Below are 23563 nucleotides of genomic sequence, written 5' to 3'. Positions count from 1 at the left end.
CCGAGGCGCTGTGCTGAACAGCGCCTTGGCCTGTTTTTGGGAATTACATTGTGACAGATTCATCACAAGCCGCGCATGTGGGCCGCATCCCCATGCGCAAGGGTGAGTTCATCGCGCTTGCGGCCTTCCTGATGGCGATCAACTCGCTGGCGATCGACATCATGCTGCCGGCGCTGCAGCAGATCGGCGCCAGCCTCAACGTCGAGAACGAAAACAACCGCCAGTTCGTCGTCTCGAGCTACCTTCTCGGCTTCGGCGTCGCCCAGCTTGTCTACGGCCCCTTGTCGGATCGTTTCGGTCGCCGGCTGCCGCTGCTCGCCGGCATCGGCATCTATATCTGTTCCTCGCTCGGCAGCGCACTGGTCCCGACCTTCGAGGGCCTGCTCATCCTGCGCTTCATCCAGGGCCTCGGCTCCGCCGCCACCCGCGTCATCACCATCTCCATCGTTCGCGATATCTACGGCGGCCGGCAGATGGCCGAGGTCATGTCGCTGATCATGATGGTCTTCATGATCGTTCCCGTCATCGCGCCGGGAAGCGGCCAGATCATCATGCTGTTCGGCAGCTGGCACCTGATCTTCCTGTTCATCGCCGTCATGGCGGCCATCATCGCCGCATGGGCCTATATCCGCCTGCCCGAAACGCTGCGTCCGGAAAACGTTCGTCCCTTCACCGTGAAATCGGTGCTCGGCGGCTTCAAGCTGGTTCTCACCAATCGCGTCGCGCTTTGCTACACCATCGCCAGCACCTTCATCTTCGGCTCGCTGTTCGGTTTCATCAACTCGGCGCAGCAGATCTATGTCGGCATCTACGGCCTCGGCGTCTATTTCCCCCTCGCCTTCGCCGGCGTCGCGGTCTTCATGTCGATGTCGTCGTTCCTCAATTCGCGCCTTGTCGGCAAGTTCGGCATGCGCCGCCTGTCGCATGGCGCCTTGCTCGGCTTCATCACCATCAACACCATCTGGCTGCTGGCCCTGGTGTTCGGGCCGCATCCCATGCCGTTCTTCCTGTTCATCGGTTTCTTCGGTCTGGCGATGTTCCAGTTCGGCTGGATCGGCTCGAACTTCAACTCGCTGGCGATGGAGCCGCTCGGCCACGTCGCCGGCACCGCCTCGTCGGTCCTCGGCTTCATGAGCACCGTCGGCGGCGCGCTGATCGGCGCCGGCATCGGCCAGGCCTTCAACGGCACGGCGCTTCCCATGGTCGCCGGCTACTTCACGGTCTCGATCATCGGCCTCGTCTTCGTGCTGATCGCCGAGAAAGGCCAGCTGTTCCAGCCGCATAATCCGGCGGCCTGAAGCATTCGCCGGTCGAGACAGTTTCATATTTCAGGACAATTCCATGACGCCGCCCCATAAGCCGCACACCGAAAACCAGGGGTCCAGCCGCATCGGCATGGGCTTCCTCGAATTCGTCATCACCATCGCCATCATGACCGCCAGCGTCGCCATGGCGATCGACAGCATGTTGCCCGCTTTGCCCGCCATGGGCCGAGCGCTCAACGTGGTGAACGCCAACGACGCGCAGCTCGTCATCGGCGTCTTCTTCCTCGGCTTCGGCGTATCGCAGATCATCTTCGGCAGCCTGTCCGACACGTTCGGCCGCCGCAACATTCTGCTCGGCGGCCTCGCCGTCTATGTGCTGGCCATGTTCGGCGCGGCGGCGACCGGCAGCTTCGAGATGTTGCTCGTCATGCGCTTCATCCAGGGCCTCGGCGGCGCTGCCGTCCGCATCACCACCATGGCCGTCGTCCGCGACTGCTTCGGTGGCCGTGAGATGGCACGTGTCATGTCCTACGTCATGATCGTCTTCATGATCGTGCCGATCGTCGCTCCCTCGGTCGGCCAGCTGATCATCACCTACGCCAACTGGCACTGGATCTTCATCCTGCTCGGCATCGTCGGCGCCATCCTGTTCGTCTGGGCATCCCTGCGCCTGAAGGAATCGCTGCCGCGCGAAGAGCGCATCCCGCTCTCCTTCGGCAATGTGGTCGACGGCTTCAAGACGGTGCTCACCAACAGGATCACTTGCGGCTACATGATCGGCCTGACCATGTTCACCGCCGTCATCAGCGCCTATGTCATCTCCGTTCAGCAGGTCTTCGGCGAGGTCTACGGGCTTGGCGACTGGCTGCCGATCGCCTTTGCCGCCACCGCGGGCGGTATCGCGGTCGCCAACTTCGCCAACGGCTTCTTCGTGCGCAAGTTCGGCATGCGCCGCATCTCGCATGTCGCGATGATCCTCTTCACCATCATCTCGGCGATCGGCTTCGTGAAGGCGCTCGGCGGCACGCCAAGCTTCACGCTGGCCTATGCGCTCTTCACGATCCTGCTGATGATGTTCGCGGTGATCGCCACCAACTTCACGGCGATCAGCCTGGAGCCAATGGGCAATCTCGCCGGCACCGCGACCTCGATCACCGGCTTCGTCTCGACCACCTTCGGCGCCATCCTCGGCGGCGCGGTCGGCCAGCTGTTCAACGGCACCGTGCAGCCGCTCTTCGGCGGCTTCGCGCTGTTCGGCCTGATCAGCATCGTGGCCACGCTCTGGGCTGAGGGCGGCAAGCTCTTCACCCACCCGGGCGACGATCCGCAGCTCGATCCGGGCGCGGGGCATTTCTAAAACACGAAGCCCGCCGATTTGGCGGGCTTCTTCTATTTTACACCGTAAACACCTCGCGCCGCAGCAGCTCCCAGCTTTCCTTGTCCGGCGCGATCAGCAGGCCGCCGTCGACGTGCTCCGGCAGATAGGTCGAACCGTCGAAACGCGCGGCATAGCCGCCGGCCTCGACGCAGGCGAGCGTGCCGCCGAGATGGTCCCAGGGCATCAGCTTGTTATACATGAGGTAATGCACATGGCCGCCGGCGAATGCCCGGTGTTCGTGCGCGGCACAGCGGTAGTTGCAGATGAAACGGACCTTGGCGAGGTTGGCGAGCACTTCGGCCCGCTTGCCCGGCGCCAGAAAGCCGGTCGAGGCCATGCCGACCATCTGCTCGAGCGCCACGGGCGCGGCCGTGCGAAGCCGCTGCGTATCGCCGTCGGGGCGCTTCAGCCATGTGCCGGCGCCCTTTTCCGCGATGACCCAGTCGTCGCCCATCGGATCGTAGATGATGCCGGCGATGCATTCGCCATTCGCGACCACCGAGGCCATGACGCCGAAGGCGGGGATGCCGGATGCGAAATTGAAGGTGCCATCGACGGGATCGACGATGATCGACAAGGACGCATCCTTCAGTTTCCCAAGCAGCGCCGGATCGGCCGCGACCGACTCCTCACCGATGAACAACGCCTCCGGCCACAGCGTGGCGACCTCGGCCTTGATCATGCGCTCGGCTTCGAGATCGGCTTCCGTCACAAGATCGGTCGCCTCGGTCTTGGCGCGCACGTCGTCGCTGCCGAGCCGGCGGAAGCGCGGCAATATCTCCGCCTTCGCCGCCCGCCGCAAGAGATCGGCAAGCGTGGTGACATCTATCTTGGAGACCATGGTTCATCCTTCCTGGCGTTGTGACATGCCGAAAGACTATGCCGCGATTTTGCGACAACGACATGTGTCAAAACAAGAACTTAAGCGCGCGCGGAAGTTCACTTTTCCGGCGCGGCTTCGCCCGCCATCAGGCCGGCGAAGTCGAAAAGCTTGGGGTCGAGCAGGTGCGACGGGTTCACGTGCGAAAGCGCGCGCAGCATCGTGTCCTTGCGGCCCGGCATGCGGCGCTCGATATCGGCGAGCATGTCCTTCATGGCGTTGCGCTGCAGCCCGTCCTGCGAGCCGCAGAGGTCGCAGGGGATGATCGGAAACTGCATGGCGGCGGCGAATTTCGCCATGTCGTCCTCGGCGCAGTAGGCCAGCGGCCGCAGCACCATCAGGTCGCCCTCGTCGTTGAGGAGCTTCGCCGGCATCGCGGCCAGGCGGCCGCCGTGGAAGAAGTTCATGAAGAAGGTTTCGAGAATATCCTCGCGGTGGTGGCCGAGCACCAGCGCGTCGCAGCCCTCCTCGCGGGCGATCCGGTAGAGATTGCCGCGGCGCAGGCGCGAACAGAGCGAGCAGTAGGTGCCGCCGGCCGGAACCTTCTCCTTCACGATCGAATAGGTGTCGCGATATTCGATCCGGTGCCTGACGCCGATCTTCGCCAGATACTCCGGCAGGATGTGCTTCGGGAAGTTCGGCTGCCCCTGGTCGAGGTTGCAGGCGACGAGCTCGACCGGCAGCAGGCCGCGCCATTGCAGATCGAGCAGCAGGGCCAACAGGCCGTAGGAATCCTTGCCGCCGGAAAGCCCGATCAGCCAGCGCTGCTGGCCCTTCAGCATGCCGAAATCGTCGAAGGCCTGGCGCACCTGGCGCAGCAGCCGCTTGCGCAGCTTGTTGAACGACACGGAGCTTGGCGCATCGGCAAACAGCGCATGCGCGATCGCGCCCTCGATCTCGGGCGTTTCCAGCTCATCCGCGATATTGGCTGCGATATTCATTGTCTCATCCGTTCAGGCCCCAGGTCGAAACCAAATCCCGTCTAGCAGAAAGCTGCGCCATAACACAGCATCAATCGCCGAAAACCGACCATCCCGTGCGCGCCGCCAGCATTTCCAGCGCCACAGCGCCGAGCTGCGAATTGCCGACCCTGTTCAGCCCCGGCGACCACACCGCGATCGAGGCGATGCCGGGCGCCACCGCGAAGATGCCGCCGCCGACGCCGCTCTTGCCGGGAAGGCCGACGTGATAGGCGAAATCGCCGGAGCCGTCATAGTGACCGCAGGTCAGCATCAGCGCGTTGATACGCCGCGCCCGCTTCGGCGAGACGACCGAATGGCCGGTCATGGGGTTTGCGCCGCGAGCGGCAAGAAACAGCCCAGCGCGGGCCAGCTGCTCGCAGCTCATCGACAGCGCGCACTGGTGGAAATAAACGCCGAGCACGTGCTCGACCGGATGATCGATATTCTTGTAGGCGCGCATGAAATTGGCCAGCGCGAAATTGCGGTAACCCGTCTGCGTCTCCGACCTGGCGACCTTGTCGTCGATCGTCACCGTCTCGTCATCGGCCAGATAGCGCACGAAGCGCAGGACTTCGCCGATCGCCTCGCGCGGCTCGTGGCCGGCGAGCACCACGTCGGCAACGGCGATGGCGCCCGCATTGATGAAGGGATTGCGGGGGATGCCGGCTTCCTGCTCGAGCTGGACGATCGAGTTGAAGGCATTGCCCGACGGCTCGCGCCCGACCCGTTTCCATAGCCCCTCGCCGACCTTGCCGAGCGCCAGCGTCAGCATGAAGACCTTGGAGATACTCTGGATCGAAAACGGCACGGCCGCATCGCCGACGCTATAGACCTTGCCATCGACAGTCACGACCGAGAGCCCGAACTGGGCGGGATCGATCTTGGCGAGCTCGGGAATATAGTCTGCGACCTTGCCCTCGCCGATACGCGGCTGGAGCTCGGTATGGATACTGTCGAGGACTGCCTGCAAATCCGTCATCACGACCCCTCTCAAGATAACAAAAAAGCCGCCCCGAGAGGCGGCTTTTCCGTATGCGAAAACGTCGCGATTAACGCGAGTAGAATTCGACCACCAGATGCGGTTCCATGACAACAGCGTACGGTACGTCGCTGAGAGCCGGTACACGAGCGAAGGTAGCGACCATCTTGTTGTGGTCGACTTCGATGTACTCAGGAACGTCGCGTTCAGCCAGGCTGATGGATTCGAGAACCGAAACCAGCTGCTTGGACTTCTGACGAACTTCGATGACATCGCCGGCCTTGCAACGGTAGGAACCGATGTTGACGCGAACGCCGTTCACGGTCACGTGGCCGTGGTTGACGAACTGACGGGCAGCGAAGACGGTCGGAACGAACTTGGCGCGATAGACGATCGCATCCAGGCGGGATTCCAGCAGACCGATGAGGTTTTCAGAAGTGTCGCCCTTGCGGCGCGAAGCTTCGGCGAAGATCGCGCGGAACTGCTTCTCGCGCAGGTCACCGTAGTAACCCTTGAGCTTCTGCTTGGCGCGCAGCTGCACACCGAAGTCCGAAAGCTTGCCCTTGCGGCGCTGGCCGTGCTGGCCCGGGCCGTATTCGCGGCGGTTCACCGGGGACTTAGGACGGCCCCAGATGTTTTCGCCCATACGGCGGTCAATTTTATACTTGGACGATTCGCGCTTGCTCATCGTATTTCCTTTCAGAATGTTACGGCGGCCTGTTTCCAAACCGCTCGAAGGAAACACGCCCTCCTTTGGCCTCTTTTGAGGAGGCCCGACAGGATTTTCCGGTTACGCGAACTGGAAACTCCACGGGACATGTCAAATGAAACACGGGACATTGCTGCCCCGTGCTGGCGCGGTCTTTAGGGTGAAGTCACTGGAATGTCAATCACAATCCATGGATGGCACCGGCAAAACCGTATGATCTCAAGAAAGCCGGAGAGACTTACTTCATTGCTGCCTTCTGCGGCTTGAGGCCGAGCGCGTCGCTGATCGTGTAGAACAGATCCGTCTGGTCGGTCAAACCGCTGACGTTGGCGGCGCGCGGACCATAGCCGGCGATGCGCAGCTGCGAACCGGTATGCCCCTGGTCCTCGGCCTCTTCCGCGTTGCCGTAGCTCACGGCCATCACAGCGCCGTCCTTGGTCATCAGCGTTTCCGTGAAGCCTGGAGCCTTGGAGCTCGGGTCGATGATCTGGCTGGAGTGGGCATGGTCGGCGGTGACGATCACGAGCGTGTCACCCTTCTCCTTGGCGAACTTCAGTGCTTCCTGAACGGCTTCGTCGAGATCGACGGTTTCGCCGATCTGGGCGCAAGGATTGGAGGCGTGGTCCTGCTTGTCGATCGAGGCGCCCTCGACCTGCAGGAAGAAGCCCTTCTCATTGGTCTTGAGGAGGTCGATCGCCTTCGAGGTCATCTGCGCCAGCGTCGGCGTGGCGGCCGTGCGCTTCTCGTTCGGCTGGCAGACGACGGGCTCCTTGTCGATATTGCCGTTGCGGCTCGCCTGCGGGCCCTGCCAGCGAACCGGCATGTTGCCTTCGGCGAACAGGCCGAGAACCGGGGCGCTGTCACTGGCCTGCTTGACGGCGGCAAGCTCGTCGGCGTTGGTGACGATCTTGTAGCCGCGCTCTTCGGCCTGCTGGCGCAACGTCTTGCCCTTCCAGTCACCGGCCTTGGCGGTCTCGCCGAAGCTCTTGGCGCCGCCACCGAGCGTCACGTCGGCGCGCGTGCCGATGAGCTGCTCGGTGATCGAACCCTTGCCGCCGTTCTCGAGCGCGTTGCTGGCGCACTTCTCGGTCGTTGCTTCCGGGCCGTAGCACTTGCGCTGCGTGACGTGGGCGACCTGCACGGCAGGCGTCGCGTCCTGCAGTTCGGCGGTCGAAACGTTGCCCGTGGCAAGACCCGCGGCCTTGGCCTTCTCCAGCAGCGTCTCCTGCGCCTCTTCGCGGATGTCGACGCCGATCGCGCCGTTATAGCTCTTCACGCCGCTCGCCCAGGCGGTGCCCGACGCGGCCGAATCGGTCACGTAGGTCGGCTTGCCGGTCTTCTTGTCGAGCGAATAATGCGTGTACTGGCCGGTGATCGGCAGCGCATCGAGGCCCTTGAAATACTGGCCGGCGCCGACGGCATAGTTGCGCGCGACGGTGATTTCGGAATCGCCCATGCCGTCGCCGATCAGGAGGATCACATTCTTCGGGCGGCCATCGACGATCGCGGCGCGGTACGCCTCGGTGATGTCGCCGGAGATGCGGCGCGCGCCACCCGGCTTGCTCAAGTCCTCGCCTGCGCCGCGCTCCAGAAGCTTGGTCGCCGCGGCATCCTGGGCATAAGCCGGCTGAACGGCAACGGTGGCAAGCAGCGCTGTCGCGAATGCCTTGATCGCGTGTGAACGGGTGAAATTCGACATGGCCAACATCTCCTTGGGCAAAAGGTCAAAGTGTGTGCCCCCAAAGGGCATGCAAGCCTTATCCGCCCGGTAGATGAACTCGATATGACAGAAGCAACCCTATCGTGTAGAAACGCGCTCGCATGACGTGAAAACGCGCCCTGCCAGGCGATAGCGATCAGGGAATGCCTGTGGATTACTCGGCCGCCGAGCGCACGTCGTCGACATCCGGCGCATTGGCATCGCCAGGCGCCGTCTGGCAGTTCATGTCGGGGAAAGCGACGATCCGCTTGCCGGAGAAATCGGTGTGCACGACCACCGTCCCCTGCTCCTCGAAATAGCCGAGGAGACGCCGGGCGCGGCGCGCCGAATGCGTGCCGTAGGCGCGCGCGATGCGGGCATCCGACGGGCACGGCTCGCCGCAGACGGCGGCCTTGGCGAGCATCAGGAAGACGCCCTGCAGATCATCCGTCACGCCTGACGACAGCGACAGCGCCGTCGCCCAGGCTTCGGTTTCGGCGGTGTCGGGGTCGACGCCCGAGCGCGATACGGCGACGCGGCGGCGGAACTCCGGCAGCGACATCGGCGATCCCGGCACGCGGCGCATTCGAAGGCGCACGAGGAACTCCTGATAGAGCACCGAATCCGTGCGGAAACCAGAGCCCGGATCGTCGAGGATCTCGCTCAAGACGGCCGACACGCGCTCCTCGCGCTCTTCCGCCGACATCTCCGGCTGGCTGGCGCGGCCTTCGGCCGGCTGCGGCGCGGTTGCCGCCGGCGCGGAGCGGGAAAGCTCGGCCAGGATATCGGTGGTCGGGCGGGGTGCGGGAGCGGCGCGGCGCACGATAGGCCGCTGGAATTCTTCCGGATCGGGCGTGAAGATCAGGTCTTCGACATCCTGAGGAGAGTCCGGCAGCGGCATCAGCTTCGGGCTCGACGAACGCGCCGAGGTCTCGACATTGCCGATCTGGATCGGCAGCGGACGGCGCGACAGGGCCGGACCGAGAGCGACGAAGTTACCGCGCTTCAGATCGCGAAACATCTCCGCCTGGCGACGGTCCATGCCGAGCAGGTCGGCGGCGCGCGCCATGTCGATATCGAGGAAGGTGCGCCCCATGAGGAAATTCGAGGCTTCGGCGGCGACGTTCTTGGCGAGCTTCGCCAGACGCTGCGTGGCGATGACGCCGGCCAGACCGCGCTTGCGGCCGCGGCACATCAGGTTGGTCATCGCGCCGAGCGACATCTTGCGCGCATCGTCGGAGACTTCGCCGGCAACCGACGGCGCGAACATCTGCGCTTCGTCGACGACGACGAGGACCGGATACCAGAATTCGCGATCGGCATCGAACATGCCGTTGAGAAAGGCGGCGGCGGCACGCATCTGCTGCTCGATCTCGAGTCCTTCGAGCGTGAGAACGCAGGAGACGCGGTGCTGGCGAATGCGGTTGGCAATGCCGGCGAGCTCCGCCTCGGTGCGCTCGCCATCGACGACCACATGGCCGAACTTGTCGCTCAGCGTGACGAAATCGCCCTCGGGGTCGATGATGACCTGCTGCACCCACGGCGCGGATTGCTCGAGCAGGCGCCGCAGCAAATGCGACTTTCCGGAGCCGGAGTTGCCCTGAACAAGGAGACGGGTCGCCAGAAGCTCCTCGATATCGAGCGTGGCCGGATTGCCTCCCGACGCCGATCCCATATCGATACCAACCTGCAAGTCCCATTCCCCTTCTGAAATCAACGCCACTCTTTAGCAGATTCGTGGCGGAATGCTCGGCCTACCGAACAAAACCCACAGCCAATCGCGCCGTTTCAGATCAAGCCGCCTTGTCCGACACGACCGCGCTTGCATCGCCCGCTGCGCTCGGTATCAGCATCCGCGTGAAGAGCAGGCTGACGGCAAGCGGGATCAACAGGATGCCCAGCCCGACACGCAGGCCGAAGGCTTCGGCGACGAAGCCGATTGCCGGCGGGCCGACGAGAAAACCGCTGAGCGCGATGAAGGTCAGGATGGCGACGCTTGCGGCCGCCGGTCGGTCCGTCAGGCTGGCCGATGCCGTGACCGCCAGCGGGAAGCCGACCGACACGCCGACGCCGATCGCCGCGAAACCGATCAGCGCCACCGCCGTGTTCGGCGCCAAGAGCACGACCACCATACCCGTCAGCGACGCGCAGCCGCAGACCCGCGCGATGGCAACGGCGCCGAAGCGGCTCTTCATGTAATCGCCGCCGAAGCGCCCTGTTGCAACCAGGCAGGCGAAGACCGAATAGCCGAGACCGGTCAGCGCACCGGTCGCAAACAGCACGTCGCGCAGATAGACCGCCGACCAGTCGGCGATCGCGCCCTCGGTCATGGTGATGCCGAAGGTGAAGGCGCAGATGCCGAGAAGGGCGGCACTCGGCAGCTTGAACGGCGCGCTTCGCGCATGCGACGTCTCGGCCGCCGGATCGGGGCCGAGCGGCAACCGGACGCTGACGAAGAGCGCGATAGGCAGCACCAGCAGCGCGATCAGGGCGATCGACCAGTTCGCCGGCAGATGCAACGCCGCGGCACCGACGCCGAGCAGGCTGCCCACCATGATGCCGAGGCTCCAGAAGCCATGGCAGCGGCTCATGATGACAAGCCCGGTCGTCTTCTCCGCCCGGTCGGCCTCGACATTGAGGCCGAGCTCGAGCGTCGACAGCGTGACGCCAAGGATCATCAGCGTGAAGAACAGCGTCGTCATGCTGTCGGCGAAAGCCGGTAGCGAGGCGACCGCGAGAAAGGCCACGAAACCGTAGATGATCGTCGCTCGTCCGCCGATCTTCGCGACCAGACGGCCAGCGAAGGGCAAGGTCATCAGCGTGCCGATCGGCAGCCCGAGCAGCGCGATGGCAAGATCGGCCGGCCCCATGCCGAGCTTCGCCTGCACATCGGGAATGCGCGGCAGCCAGCTGCCGAAGGCGATCGGCTGCAGGAAGAAGATCAGCATCACAAGTCTTTGAAACGACATCAGACATCCCCTGTTCGCTTCAGAGCGAGAGCCCGCGAACGATTCCCCATCTGTGAGCTTGCGATATCGGCATCACGAAGGAAAGCGTCGGCGGCGCGAAAGATCGCCGCGACGAAACGATGTCACCTGACGGTGAGACCAAATCCCTGCATCAGCCGTTTCGTCGAAAAATCCGGATTGCCCGACGTAAAGACGGCGAAGTCGAAATTGTCGGGATGGACGGCATCGGCCACCTCGGGAACGAGGCTGCGCGCGCGGCGCGCGATGGCTTCCGCCGGATCCAGCCAATCCACCGGCCACGGCGCCAGCCTTCTGAAGATGTTGGCCATGAACGGATAGTGCGTGCAGGCAAGCACCACGATATCCGTCTTCCTGCCATCCTTTTCGACGAAGCACTGGGCGATCTCGCCCATGACGGCTTCATCGGAGAGCGTATCGCCGCGAATATAGGCCTCCGCCATGCGCGCCAGATTTTCCGAGCCGACGAGCCGCACATGGCACTGCTGCGCGAAGGACTGGATGAGATCGCGCGTATAGGCGCGCTTGACGGTTCCGGGTGTCGCAAGCACCGAGACGAGGCCCGAGCGCGTCCGCTCCGCCGCCGGCTTGATCGCCGGCACGGTGCCGACGAAAGTCATGCCGGGGAATGCAGCACGCAAATCGGCGCCGGCGAGCGTAAATGCAGTGTTGCAGGCGATGATGCAGACCTCGGGGTCGTGCTCGCGAAGCAACGTTGCGAACAGATCGATGACCCGCTCCTTCAGCGCCTGCTCTTCCCATCCACCGTAGGGGAAGCCGGCATCGTCGGCGACATAGATGAAACCGCGCTCGGGCATCAGCACCCGCGCCTCGCGCAGCACCGTCAGCCCGCCAATGCCTGAATCGAAGACCAGGACGGGTTTCAGCTCATGCGTCGCTGCTGTCATCTTCCTGATGTTCCTTGACGTCTGCGGGCGCACGGCTTCCGCGCGGATATTGCCGCGAGAAACGGTCGAGGGAGGAGATCACGCCGCGCATCACGCTGATTTCCTGCTCCGTGAAGGCGCGGCGGGAAAGGACCGCCCTGAGATTGTCGATCATTTTCGGCTTTTTCGCGGGCGGATGGAAATAATTGCGCGATTCCAGCGCTTCTTCCAACTGGTCGTAGAGCCCGTGCAATTGTTCCTTCGTCGATGGCGTCTGCTCGGTCGCCTGGAAGGGAACGCTGCCGAGATCCTCCATGCCCGATTTCATCCACTCGTAGGACATGAGCAGAACCGCCTGCGCGATGTTGAGCGAGGCGAAGGCGGGGTTGACCGGGAAGGTCACGATCTCGTCGGCCAGCGCCACCTCTTCGTTGGAGAGGCCCCATCGCTCGCGCCCGAAGAGGATACCGGTCCCCTCGCCCGCCGCAAACCGCGCACGCAACGTCCGCGCCGCCACGACGGGCGAACGCACCGGCTTGAAGCCGTCGCGCTCGCGCGCCGTCGTCGCATAGACGAAATTGAGATCCGATATCGCCTCTTCCAGCGTGTCGTACACCTTGGTGCCCTCGATCACGTGGTCGGCCTTCGACGCTGCGGCCTGCGCCTTCTCGTTCGGCCATCCGTCGCGCGGATTGACGAGGCGCAGTTCGGACAGTCCGAAATTCGCCATGGCCCGCGCCACCATCCCGATATTCTCGCCCATCTGCGGCTCGACCAGAATGATGACGGGACCTTCCGTCAGAAGAAGACGCTCGCTGTTCGTGCCTGCCATGAAGTCAAAATCCTTTTGCTAGGCGCGCAAATAGCCAAGACGGGCTGAAACGGCAAGGCTTATGCGGTGTTGCGCGCCTTATTCCGCGTCGTCGTCAAGGCCGGCATCGAGATCAAGATCAGGAGTTTGTGCGACGGTGCGGCCATGGCGGATGGACGTGACCTCGATAGCTTCGCCGTCGTAGGAATAGTCGAGCAGGTAGTCGCCGACCACCAGCGTTCGGTTGCCCGAAATCTGCAGGCCATGCATGTGGTTTCCGACCTCCGGAAAGGTGCGAAGCAATTCCCTCGCCTCCTTCACGGCCTGCGAGAATTTGCGGGCGGCGGTGGGGCTGTGGTGGCGCAGGTATTCGGCTTCCTGGCGGACATAATTGGCCGCATCCCTAGAAAGCCGGACAGGGATCATGCGACCTTCCCGGCGATGATCCTGTCCATTTCGGCGATCACATCGTCGAGGTCTTCGTACTCGCCCGATGCGATCTGCTCACGCCCCTTCATCGCGGCAAAAATGTCCGCGCCTTCGTTCAGGAGATAAGTCCTCAGCGCGCGAACGATGATGTAGCTTCTGGATCGGTCCGTCGCATCGGCAATGGTTTGAATAGCCGACAGCACCTCACCGGGAATGCGAAGCGTGACGGATTCGGACATGGTCGCTTTCGCCATCGTCGTCTCCTGAAGCAAGATAGAACCTGCAAGACATTGTAAGACAAATCGCATACCAGCGCAAATGCGCCCCGGTATCGCCGATCGCCATGGCTTATGCGTCCGGATACAGCCGCTCGAGCGTCAGCCCGATCATCTCGAGCCCCTGCCGCCATCCCTTGCTGGCGTGCGGATGGTGGCGCGCGGAGGGCACCGGGATATTGCGATCGACAAAGAAACACGCCGAGCGCCGCGCCGATGAAGACGTGACGCGTGCGAGGCTGGCGTCGATCAACTGGCGCGCATCGTCGTCGGTGATCGATGCCTCCCGGTTCTTCGCCATCATCCGCGCCCAGTAGGTGGCGGCGAGGAAGATCGCCAGCGTCTGACGGACCTGTCCCGGCCTGGTGACAACCGACCATGACGACCCGAGCGGCCGCGCCGCCGTCGCCAGATCCTTGTAGGCGGCATCCAGCGTCTGCGACAGGCCGATCAGCACATGGCGCGGCTCGCCGGCGGCGGCGGCATTCAGCAGCGCGGTAAGCGCCGCGAACCATTTGTCGAGCACGAGGTCGAGCGCGCCGCGGGTGCGTGCCGGAAAGACGACGAAGGCGACCAGCGTGCCCACCGCCGCGCCGAGCGCCGTCTCCTCGACGCGCAGCAAGAGGAGATCGAGCGTCAGCGACCCGATCATCCCGTAAACAAGGCAAAGCGCGATCGACACGAAGAAGGTCATCGTCGCATAGCTTGTCTGCAGGAAGTAGAAGGCCAGGAAGATGGCGAGACTCGTGATTGCCAGCGCCGGCAGCTGGTGGCCGGCAAGCAGCGTCGCGAGCAGAAGTCCGATCCCGATCCCGAACAGTGTCCCCACCGATCGCTGCAGCGCCTTCATCGCCGTATCGCCACGCGAATTCGTGTTGGTAAAGACAAGGAAGGACGCGAGCACCGCCCAGAACCAGCGCTCGCGCGAAAGGCCGAGACCGAGCGTCATGGCGATCGCCGATGCGACCGTGATCTGCAGCGCCGAGCGCATCAGCGGATTGCGAAACGAAAAATCGGGCCGCGACGCCTGAGCCGGCGCCTCGGCCACGGCGGCGATATCGGCGAGATCCGGTCCGGTTGCCCTCGTCGATGGTCGCGACGAGCTCAGCCCGCGCATTGCCGAGCCTGATCAACGCTCGTGTCGCCTCGGCCGTGGAGCTATCGTCGTCCTCGCCGGGCGAGCGCACGGAATGGCCCTCGATGATCCCATGCACCAGCTCGAAGGGCGGCAGCGCTTGCGAGCAGAGCATGATCGCGCCCTCGGCTGCCAGATGCACGTCGAACAAGCGGATCGCCAGTTCGCCCGCCGGCTCCGTGCCCGGATCGAACACGCCGCTCGCAGGCCGTGGGATGAAGCTCTCGGCCATCAGCACGACGTCCTTCAACCGCTCCTCCAGCTGATTGAGTTCCTGCCGGTCCGCCTCCGAAACGCTTTTCACCGCGGCGAGCGCCGCGATCTTGAACAGGATCTGGTTGATCCGCCCCTGCACGCTTTCGAGCGACCGCAACAGGTCGCGCCGCCAGTCGTCGGGCAGCACGACGGACCGCACCGCATGCGCGATCAGCGAGGAGACGACCGGGCCGATCGCGACGAAAGGCAGCTCGGCGATCGGCGGCTGGAAATAAGCGCCGAGGAAATACGACATGAAGGCGAACATGCCGATCGCATGACCGCGGGGGCCAAGGACACGCGCGGAAGCCGCGAGGAAGATGATCAGAAGAAAAGCGGCGTCGGAGATCAGCCGGTTCCCTTCCAGCCCGGCGGCGATGACGACGACCACGAGACTGGCGGCGCAGCCCAGAAGCCGGGTTACCAGCTGCCGCCCGCCGCCCTTGTCGCGCACCGCCACGCCGCCTTCGATGGCCAGCACGATCCCGAGCCCGTAGGACGCCGTCGGCAGCGGAAACAGCAACGAATGAATGACAAGCAGCACGCCGAACGACAGCGCCACCGACAATGTGACGCGCAACGCCATCCTCAGCCGAGACAGCGCCGGATCGTTGGCAAGCAGCCAATCGCGGAAATCAAAACCGGAAAACAAGCTGTTCGGGCCCCGGAGCGCAGGAATGGTGTTCACCGCTTACATATCGCCACAGGCCCCAAAGCAAATCAATCTTCCCGATCGCCGCCGCGACGCCTGGCGCCGCGCGTCAACAGACCGGTGTCGTTCACTGGCCCTTGGAGATCTGCACCATCGTGTTCTTCAGCGAGTTCGCCGGCTGGCCGGGATCGCCTTCGGTGAACACGTCGTCGACGACAGGCTTGCCACCCTCGTCCATCACCTCGAACCGCACCGTGGTCAGCGCCTGCTTGTCGTCGACCCCGTCCATGCACGTCTGCTTCTTGAAGGTGACCACCACTTCGGTCGCGCCGCTTTCGCCCGGCTTCGGCGTGTAGGTCATGTCCTGCAGCGGGCAGGCATCTTCGCCATTGACGATGACATCGTAATCGAACGGCGAAACACCGTCCTCGTCGGCGGCCGGATTTTGCATCGCCGCGCGGTACTTGGCAACGAAATCCTTGCTGTAGATGCGCCCGAGCCTGCTGTCGTCGAAGATATCCTGCCAGTCCTCGTCAGCGCCCGACCAGTTCTTGGCGGTGGCCTCCATGATCTCCTTGACCGGCGCCGTCGCGTCAGCGGCGAGTACGGTGGCGGTGAGGCCGAGCAGGACGGCTGAGGCAAGCGAAATCGTCTTCATGATCAAATGTCCAAGGCAATGGTTTCGCGCGGAGACTAGCCATTTTCCATCTCTTGGCAATGCCGCAAAAACACACAAATCTGCCCTGCATGCGGCTTTGCACTCCGGGCTCACAATGCTATAGCCCTCGGGATTTTATATCACCCACCCGGGACGCATGTCCCTCATAAGCTTAACGAGGCAGATATATGAAAAAGATCAAGGTCGCCAATCCCGTCGCCGATCTCGACGGCGATGAAATGACGCGCATCATCTGGCAGCTTATCAAGGACAAGCTGATCCACCCGTATCTCGACCTCGACATCGACTATTTCGACCTCTCCGTCGAAAACCGCGACGCCACCAACGACCAGGTGACCATCGACGCCGCCAACGCCATCAAGAAGCACGGTGTCGGCATCAAGTGCGCGACGATCACGCCGGACGAAGACCGCGTCAAGGAATTCAACCTCAAGCAGATGTGGAAGAGCCCGAACGGCACGATCCGCAACATCCTCGGCGGCGTCATCTTCCGCGAGCCGATCATCTGCCAGAACGTGCCGCGTCTCGTTCCCGGCTGGACCAAGCCGATCGTCGTCGGCCGTCATGCCTTCGGCGACCAGTACCGCGCCACCGACTTCAAATTCCCGGGCAAGGGCAAGCTGACCATCAAGTTCGTCGGTGAAGACGGCCAGGTCATCGAGAAGGAAGTGTTCGACGCTCCCGGCGCCGGCGTGGCCATGGCCATGTACAACCTCGACGAGTCGATCCGCGAATTCGCGCGCGCCTCGATGATGTACGGCCTGATGCGCAAGTGGCCGGTTTATCTGTCGACCAAGAACACCATCCTCAAGGCCTATGACGGCCGCTTCAAGGACATCTTCCAGGAAGTCTACGAGGCTGAATTCCAGGATCAGTTCAAGGAAATCGGCATCACCTACGAGCACCGCCTGATCGACGACATGGTCGCATCCGCTTTGAAGTGGTCCGGCGGTTACGTCTGGGCCTGCAAGAACTACGACGGCGACGTCCAGTCCGACACCGTTGCCCAGGGCTTCGGCTCGCTCGGCCTGATGACCTCGGTTCTTTTGACGCCGGACGGCAAGACCGTCGAAGCCGAAGCCGCCCACGGCACGGTGACGCGTCACTACCGCCAGCACCAGAAGGGCCAGGAAACCTCGACGAACTCGATCGCCTCGATCTTCGCCTGGACCCGTGGCCTCGCGCACCGCGCCAAGCTCGACGACAACGCCGAACTGGCGAAGTTCGCGGCGACGCTGGAAAAGGTCTGCGTCGACACCGTCGAAGCCGGCTTCATGACCAAGGACCTGGCGCTGCTGATCGGCCCGGATCAGCCCTGGCTCTCGACCACGGCTTTCCTCGACAAGATCGACGAGAACCTGCAGAAGGCCATGGCATAAGCCATACGGAATATGCGAACGATGCGGCGGGGTTTTCCCCGCCGTTTTCGTTTCAGGGATATCAGGAGGGGAAAAGACGATGACGAAGACCACGACCATCCGCCCGCTGCGGCCATCGGACCGCGGCGCCTGGGAGCCGCTCTGGGCGGGTTATCAGCGCTTCTACGAAGTCACGATCCCTGAGGAAACGACGGACCTGACCTGGGGTCGCTTCCATGACCCCGAAGAGCCGATGCACGCGCTCGGCGCCTTCGATAGCGACGGCAGGCTTGTCGGTATCGTGCACGCGATCTTTCACCGCTCCACCTGGCTTCCCAAATGGACCTGCTACCTGCAGGATCTCTATGTCGACGACATCGGGCGCGGTCTCGGCACAGGCGCAGCGTTGATCGAGGCCGTCGCCGACCTTGCGCGCGAGCATGGCGCCGGCCGGCTCTACTGGATGACGCACGAGACAAACGCCACGGCGCGAAAGCTCTACGACCGCATCGCCGAGCGCTCCGGCTTCATCCAGTATCGCAAGGCGCTCTGAGAACCGCCCGCCGCCACTACTGCCAAAATCTGACACCGGCATGCCATAGACGTTGCCTCCCGGCTGGCCCACACCAGTTATGACCGGAAAGAGGAGAACACCATGGCAGACGAACTGATCTTCTACACCAACCCGATGTCACGCGGACGGATCGCCCGCTGGATGCTGGAGGAAACCGGAGCTCCGTACACCACGGAGATCCTCGGCTTCGAAAGCAGCATGAAGGCGCCGGATTATCTTGCCATCAACCCGATGGGCAAGGTGCCGGCGATCCGCCACGGCAAGACCGTGGTCACCGAATGCGCAGCCATCTGCGCCTATCTGGCCGAAGCCTTTCCAGAAGCAGGCCTTGCGCCGACCGCGGAAGAACGCGGCAGCTACTATCGCTGGATGTTCTTCGCCGCCGGCCCTCTGGAAGCCGCAACCACCAACCGCGCGCTCGGCTTTCACACGCCCGCCGACAAGAGCCGGATGGCCGGCTATGGCAGCTATGCCGACGTGATGGACACGCTCGAAAAGGCCGTCAGCGCCTCGCCCTATATCGCCGGCAACCGCTTCACGGCGGCCGATGTCTATGTCGGGTCGCATGTGGGCTGGGGGCTCTCCTTCGGCACCTTCGAGAAGCGCCAGGCATTTGCCGATTACGTCGGTCGCGTCACCGACCGCGCCGCCTCCAAGCGGGCGCGCGCGATCGACGACGAAGCCACCGAAGCGCTGCAGAAGAGCGCCTGACCGGGCGCTTGAGGGTTCAGATCAGAGGCATGTAGATCTCGGTCACGAGTTCGGTCGGCGGCACGTCGCGCGGATTGTTGAGGTAATCCTCGAACATCAGCCCGTCGCGCAACTGCCGACCAGAGCTCGGCAGCCATTCCGAAAACAGCCACTGATAGGCCTTGTACATATCGGCATAGGGGCCCTTGTGGCGGAGCACGGCATATTCCCCGCCCTCGAGCGTGAACGGTTCGAGCGGCGCCTCGACCGTAAGCTCGCTGTCGACGGCCACGCAGGCGATGGAGCGAAGCTCTTCGGCCGGCACGAGATCGGGATCGTCGAAATAGACGCCGATCATCCGCTTATCAGGCTCCGCCAGCCCGCGCGCGTGGAGCGTGCCGAAGAGAACCTCGAACGCCTTGCTGATCTGCATGTAGGGGCCGGAATGGCGCACACCGATGAGCGCGATCGGCTCGATCTTCCGTAAGGTAACGTTGAACATGGCTTTGGTCCTTCCGTTGGGTGAGGGTTGGAACTCCTGGTGGCTTCCCTCTTTCCGGTAACGGGCCGGCGGCATGCCGTAGACCGACTTGAAGATGCGGTTGAAAGACTGGAGGTTGGGATAGCCGGATCGCCTGGCAATCTCCCCGATCCCGAGATCCGAACGGACGATGTCGCCCGCCGCGCGATGCAATCGCAGCCGCTTGACGGTCGCCGCCAGCGTCTCTCCATGAACCGCGCGATAGATCCGGTGCCAGTGATAGCTCGACATGCAGGCGATCCCGGCAAGCTTGTCCATATCCAACTCTTCATCGAGATGATCATGGATATAGGCAGAAACCCGCCTCAGGCGGCTTTCATAGAGTGCCCATGCCGTGCTGCCGTTCATGTCGAAACCTCATGCCAGTTGACCGACTGCAGACAAGCATAACGCGATTTGACAAATCCTGCTGAGTTGCCGGCGCAAAAGAAAAAGGCGGGCACCCGAAGCACCCGCCTTTCGCAATTCAATCAAAAACGGGCCGATCAGCCAGCCAGCGCGGCTGCCACGGCCTCGAGCGCCTCGTCGGCCTTCGATCCATCGGGGCCACCGGCCTGCGCCATGTCGGGACGACCGCCGCCGCCCTTGCCGCCGAGAGCGGCGGACGCGATACGGACCAGGTCGACGGCGCTGAAGCGGTCGACGAGATCAGCGGTGACCGCGACCACGGCGCTCGCCTTGCCATCGTCGGAGACGCCGATCAGCGTCACGACGCCGGAGCCGAGGCCAGCCTTGCCGTCGTCGGCCAGACCCTTCAGATCCTTCGGATCGACGCCGGAGATGGCCTTGCCGAGGAACTTGACGCCGCCGATGTCGCGTACGGCCTTTTCCGAGCCGCCCTGGCCGCCGCCCATGGCGAGCTTGCGCTTGGCGTCCGCCAACTCCTTTTCGAGCTTGCGGCGCTCGTCCATCAGCGCTTCGACGCGCGTCAGCACCTCGGCCGGCTGCACTTTGAGCGAGGTGGCGAGCGCCTTCACGCGTTCGTCCTGCTCGGCGAGATAGGCGCGCGCCGTCTCACCGGTAACGGCTTCCAGGCGGCGAACGCCGGAGCTGACCGCGCTGTCGCCGAGAATGCGCACCAGGCCGATGTCACCGGTCGCCGACACATGCGTGCCGCCGCACAATTCGACCGAGTAAGGCCGGTTGCTCTTGGCGCCATGCAGGCCCTGCCCCATGGCGACCACGCGCACTTCCTCGCCGTACTTCTCGCCGAACAGCGCCATGGCGCCCTCGGCGATCGCATCGTCCACGCTCATCAGCCGCGTCGTCACCGGCGCGTTCTGCAGGATGATCTCGTTGGCCATGTCCTCGACCTGCTTCAGCTCTTCCGCCGTCATCGGCTTGGGATGCGAAACGTCGAAGCGCAGGCGCTCTGGCGCGACCAGCGAGCCCTTCTGGGCGACATGGGTGCCGAGCACCTCGCGCAGCGCCTCGTGCAGCAGGTGGGTCGCCGAATGGTTGGCGCGGATGCGCGAGCGGCGGGCGTGATCGACCGTCATCGCGACCGCGTCGCCGGTCTTGACCGTGCCATCGACGACGGTACCGGTGTGGACGAACAGGCCCTCGCCGCGCTTTTGGGTATCCGTGATCTCGATCCTGGCATTGTCGGACGAAATGACGCCCGTATCGCCCATCTGGCCGCCGGATTCGCCATAGAACGGCGTCTGGTTGACGACGATCTGAACCTTGTCGCCCTTGGCGGCCTCGCCGACGGCGGCGCCGTCCTTGACGACCGCCTGGACGACACCCTCAGCGGTCTCTGTGTCATAGCCGAGGAATTCGGTGGCGCCGTGCTTGTCGCGCAGCTCGAACCAGATGGTCTCGGTCGCCTTGTCGCCCGAGCCGGCCCAATGCGACCGCGCTTCCGCCTTCTGGCGCTCCATCGCGTCGGTAAAGCCGGCGAGATCGACGTTGATTTCGCGGGCGCGCAGCGCGTCCTGCGTGAGGTCGAGCGGGAAGCCGTAGGTGTCGTAGAGCTTGAAGGCGGTCTCGCCGTCGAGCATGTCGCCCTTGCCGAGCGTGGTCGTGGCATCCGACAGAAGCGACAGGCCGCGCTTCAGCGTCGTGCGGAACTTGGTCTCTTCCAGCTTCAGCGTCTCGGTGATCAAGGCTTCCGCGCGCACCAGCTCCGGATAGGCGCGGCCCATCTGCTGGATCAGCGCCGGCAGGAGCTTCCACATCAGCGGCTCGCGGGCGCCGAGCAGTTCGGCATGGCGCATGGCGCGGCGCATGATGCGGCGAAGCACGTAGCCGCGGCCTTCGGCCGATGGCAGAACGCCGTCGGCGATCAGGAAGGCGGACGAGCGCAGGTGATCGGCAATGACGCGATGGCTGGCGCGCTGCTCACCGTCGGCCTTGACACCGGTCGCTTCCTCGGAAGCGGCGATCAGGGCGCGGAACAGGTCGATGTCGTAGTTGTCGTGCTTGCCCTGCAGCAGCGCTGCGATACGCTCGAGACCCATGCCGGTGTCGATCGACGGACGCGGCAGGTCGACGCGCTCCTCCTTGGTGATCTGCTCGTACTGCATGAAGACGAGGTTCCAGATCTCGATGAAACGGTCACCGTCTTCCTCCGGCGAACCTGGAGGGCCGCCCCAGATATGGTCGCCGTGGTCGTAGAATATCTCCGAACAGGGGCCGCATGGGCCGGTATCGCCCATCGCCCAGAAATTGTCGCTGGTCGGAATGCGGATGATCTTGTCGTCGGACAGGCCCGCGATCTTCTTCCAGAGATTAAACGCTTCGTCGTCGGTGTGATAGACGGTGACCAGCAGGCGCTTGGCGTCGATGCCGAACTCCTTGGTGATCAGCGTCCAGGCATGCTCGATCGCCTGCTCCTTGAAGTAATCCCCAAAGGAGAAATTGCCGAGCATTTCGAAGAAGGTATGGTGGCGCGCGGTATAGCCGACATTGTCGAGGTCGTTGTGCTTGCCGCCGGCGCGCACGCACTTCTGCGCCGTCGCCGCCGTCTTGTAGGGGCGCTGCTCGAGACCGGTGAAGACGTTCTTGAATTGCACCATGCCGGCGTTCGTGAACATCAGCGTCGGGTCGTTGCGCGGCACCAGCGGGCTCGAGGAAACGATCTCGTGGCCGTTCTTCTTGAAGTAGTCGAGGAAGGTCGACCGGATTTCGTTCACACCGCTCATGCTATGCCCTTCAGTGCTGCCCAAGGCAGGTCAGATCTTGAAAATTCAGTGGCTTTTATCGCTGACGTTAACCACTGTCCAGCAGACAAACAAAACCGGCTGCATTCTGATCAAGGAATGCAGCCGGTTTTGAAGCGTTCAGCGCGGATGAGGCTTATTCACCGTCCGCATCGTTGGCGTCGGGACCGCCATTCTGCAGCTGGTCGGCGATCAGGCCGGCGTTCTGGCGGATCGAGGTTTCGATCTCGCGCATCAGCTCCGGATTGTCGCGCAGGAACATCTTGGCGTTCTCGCGACCCTGGCCGAGACGCTGGCTGTTGTAGGAGAACCAGGCGCCCGACTTTTCGACGATCCCGGCCTTGACGCCGAGGTCGACCAGCTCGCCGGTCTTCGACACGCCTTCGCCATACATGATGTCGAATTCGACCTGCTTGAAGGGAGGCGCCATCTTGTTCTTGACGACCTTGACGCGCGTCTGGTTGCCGATCACCTCTTCGCGCTCCTTGACGGCGCCGATGCGGCGGATGTCGAGGCGCACCGAGGCGTAGAACTTCAGCGCGTTGCCACCCGTCGTCGTTTCCGGCGAACCGAACATGACGCCGATCTTCATGCGGATCTGGTTGATGAAGATGACCATGGTCTTCGACTTCGAGATCGAGGCCGTCAGCTTGCGCAGCGCCTGGCTCATCAGTCGGGCCTGCAGGCCGGGAAGGCTGTCGCCCATCTCGCCTTCGATTTCGGCGCGCGGCGTCAGCGCCGCGACCGAGTCCACGACCAGCACGTCGACGGCGCCGGAGCGCACCAGCGTGTCGGTGATTTCGAGCGCCTGCTCGCCGGTATCCGGCTGCGAGATCAGCAGATTGTGCAGATCGACGCCCAGTTTGCGAGCGTAAACCGGATCAAGCGCGTGTTCTGCGTCGACGAAGGCGCAGATGCCGCCCTTCTTCTGGGCTTCCGCGATCGTCTGCAGCGCCAGTGTCGTCTTACCCGAGCTTTCCGGCCCGTAAATCTCGATGATACGCCCTTTGGGAAGACCGCCGATCCCGAGCGCGATATCCAGTCCGAGAGAGCCCGTCGAAACGGTCTCGATCTCGACGACGCCCTCGTTCGAGCCGAGCTTCATGATAGAGCCCTTGCCGAACGACCGCTCGATCTGTGAGAGTGCCGCTTCAAGTGCCTTGCTTTTGTCCACCGATTTGTCCTCTACAAGCCGCAATGTATTCTGTGACATTCGATCCACCTTTAGGTTATTGAAGCCGCTCAAGCAATGTC

The 23563-nt window shown here is 63.4% G+C and carries 20 protein-coding genes and 1 pseudogene; 5 read left to right on the top strand and 16 right to left on the bottom strand.

Features of this window, described 5'->3' with window-relative positions:
• Positions 1-92: 92 nt before the first annotated feature.
• Positions 93-1298, top strand: coding sequence for a multidrug effflux MFS transporter (locus P3R82_RS15660; protein ID WP_183901857.1), 1206 nt, complete (start codon positions 93-95; stop codon positions 1296-1298).
• Between the two features lie 43 nt (positions 1299-1341).
• A complete protein-coding gene (locus P3R82_RS15655; protein WP_183901812.1) occupies positions 1342-2622 on the top strand; it encodes a multidrug effflux MFS transporter in 1281 nt (426 codons plus the stop codon).
• Between the two features lie 37 nt (positions 2623-2659).
• Here the strand turns inward: P3R82_RS15655 and P3R82_RS15650 are convergent, their stop codons facing one another.
• From P3R82_RS15650 to P3R82_RS15590, 13 genes and pseudogenes are all read right to left on the bottom strand, one after another.
• Positions 2660-3484: an inositol monophosphatase family protein gene (locus tag P3R82_RS15650; RefSeq protein ID WP_283194504.1), complete on the bottom strand. Its 825-nt coding sequence runs from the start codon at positions 3482-3484 to the stop codon at positions 2660-2662.
• 98 nt (positions 3485-3582) lie between these two features.
• Positions 3583-4464, bottom strand: a complete 882-nt coding sequence (gene ttcA, locus P3R82_RS15645) for a tRNA 2-thiocytidine(32) synthetase TtcA (RefSeq protein WP_283194503.1) — start codon at positions 4462-4464, stop codon at positions 3583-3585.
• Positions 4465-4534: 70 nt separating this feature from the next.
• Positions 4535-5464: a glutaminase gene (locus P3R82_RS15640; RefSeq protein ID WP_283194502.1), complete on the bottom strand. Its 930-nt coding sequence runs from the start codon at positions 5462-5464 to the stop codon at positions 4535-4537.
• Positions 5465-5534: 70 nt separating this feature from the next.
• Entirely contained in the window at positions 5535-6152 is a 618-nt protein-coding gene (gene rpsD / locus P3R82_RS15635) for a 30S ribosomal protein S4 (protein WP_283194501.1), read from the bottom strand.
• Positions 6153-6411: 259 nt separating this feature from the next.
• Positions 6412-7872: an alkaline phosphatase gene (gene phoA, locus P3R82_RS15630; protein WP_283194500.1), complete on the bottom strand. Its 1461-nt coding sequence runs from the start codon at positions 7870-7872 to the stop codon at positions 6412-6414.
• 175 nt (positions 7873-8047) lie between these two features.
• Positions 8048-9565, bottom strand: a complete 1518-nt coding sequence (locus P3R82_RS15625) for an ATP-binding protein (RefSeq protein ID WP_283194499.1) — start codon at positions 9563-9565, stop codon at positions 8048-8050.
• A gap of 100 nt (positions 9566-9665) precedes the next feature.
• Positions 9666-10841, bottom strand: coding sequence for an MFS transporter (locus tag P3R82_RS15620; RefSeq protein WP_283194498.1), 1176 nt, complete (start codon positions 10839-10841; stop codon positions 9666-9668).
• Between the two features lie 122 nt (positions 10842-10963).
• Complete coding sequence (gene murI / locus P3R82_RS15615; protein ID WP_283194497.1) at positions 10964-11767, bottom strand: glutamate racemase; 804 nt, start codon at positions 11765-11767, stop codon at positions 10964-10966.
• Entirely contained in the window at positions 11748-12578 is an 831-nt protein-coding gene (locus P3R82_RS15610) for an RNA methyltransferase (RefSeq protein ID WP_283194496.1), read from the bottom strand. The genes murI and P3R82_RS15610 overlap by 20 nt, the downstream gene beginning before the upstream one ends.
• Positions 12579-12656: 78 nt before the next feature.
• Positions 12657-12983, bottom strand: coding sequence for a type II toxin-antitoxin system RelE/ParE family toxin (locus P3R82_RS15605; protein ID WP_283194495.1), 327 nt, complete (start codon positions 12981-12983; stop codon positions 12657-12659).
• On the bottom strand, positions 12980-13240 hold the full coding sequence (locus P3R82_RS15600; RefSeq protein ID WP_283194494.1) for a ribbon-helix-helix protein, CopG family: 261 nt from the start codon (positions 13238-13240) through the stop codon (positions 12980-12982). Before P3R82_RS15600 ends, P3R82_RS15605 begins: the two co-directional genes overlap by 4 nt.
• Before the next feature lie 94 nt (positions 13241-13334).
• Positions 13335-15303 (bottom strand): annotated as a pseudogene (locus tag P3R82_RS15595) (FUSC family protein).
• A gap of 127 nt (positions 15304-15430) precedes the next feature.
• On the bottom strand, positions 15431-15961 hold the full coding sequence (locus P3R82_RS15590; protein ID WP_283194493.1) for a hypothetical protein: 531 nt from the start codon (positions 15959-15961) through the stop codon (positions 15431-15433).
• A 188-nt stretch (positions 15962-16149) separates the two neighbouring features.
• On the opposite strand from P3R82_RS15590, the gene P3R82_RS15585 reads away from it, so the two are divergent.
• The 3 genes from P3R82_RS15585 to P3R82_RS15575 all read left to right on the top strand — a co-directional run bounded on the left by P3R82_RS15585 (position 16150) and on the right by P3R82_RS15575 (position 18625).
• Positions 16150-17361 (top strand): NADP-dependent isocitrate dehydrogenase, encoded by a 1212-nt coding sequence (locus tag P3R82_RS15585; protein ID WP_018902180.1) that lies wholly within the window; start codon positions 16150-16152, stop codon positions 17359-17361.
• A 79-nt stretch (positions 17362-17440) separates the two neighbouring features.
• Entirely contained in the window at positions 17441-17893 is a 453-nt protein-coding gene (locus P3R82_RS15580) for a GNAT family N-acetyltransferase (RefSeq protein WP_283194492.1), read from the top strand.
• Between the two features lie 102 nt (positions 17894-17995).
• Complete coding sequence (locus P3R82_RS15575) at positions 17996-18625, top strand: glutathione S-transferase family protein (RefSeq protein ID WP_283194491.1); 630 nt, start codon at positions 17996-17998, stop codon at positions 18623-18625.
• Between the two features lie 16 nt (positions 18626-18641).
• On the opposite strand, the gene P3R82_RS15570 is transcribed toward P3R82_RS15575, so the two are convergent.
• The 3 genes from P3R82_RS15570 to recA form a co-directional block, all read right to left on the bottom strand.
• On the bottom strand, positions 18642-19493 hold the full coding sequence (locus P3R82_RS15570; RefSeq protein ID WP_283194490.1) for an AraC family transcriptional regulator: 852 nt from the start codon (positions 19491-19493) through the stop codon (positions 18642-18644).
• 137 nt (positions 19494-19630) lie between these two features.
• Positions 19631-22291, bottom strand: coding sequence for an alanine--tRNA ligase (gene alaS, locus P3R82_RS15565; RefSeq protein ID WP_283194489.1), 2661 nt, complete (start codon positions 22289-22291; stop codon positions 19631-19633).
• Positions 22292-22445: 154 nt separating this feature from the next.
• Complete coding sequence (recA, locus tag P3R82_RS15560; protein ID WP_183901829.1) at positions 22446-23522, bottom strand: recombinase RecA; 1077 nt, start codon at positions 23520-23522, stop codon at positions 22446-22448.
• Between the last annotated feature and the right edge of the window lie 41 nt (positions 23523-23563).

Origin of the sequence: Rhizobium sp. AN80A (genome assembly GCF_030053015.1) — a bacterium.
In the GTDB taxonomy this organism is placed as follows: domain Bacteria; phylum Pseudomonadota; class Alphaproteobacteria; order Rhizobiales; family Rhizobiaceae; genus Rhizobium; species Rhizobium metallidurans.
Note: the sequence above shows the minus strand (reverse complement) of the source record. Positions and strands in the feature narration are given on the sequence as shown.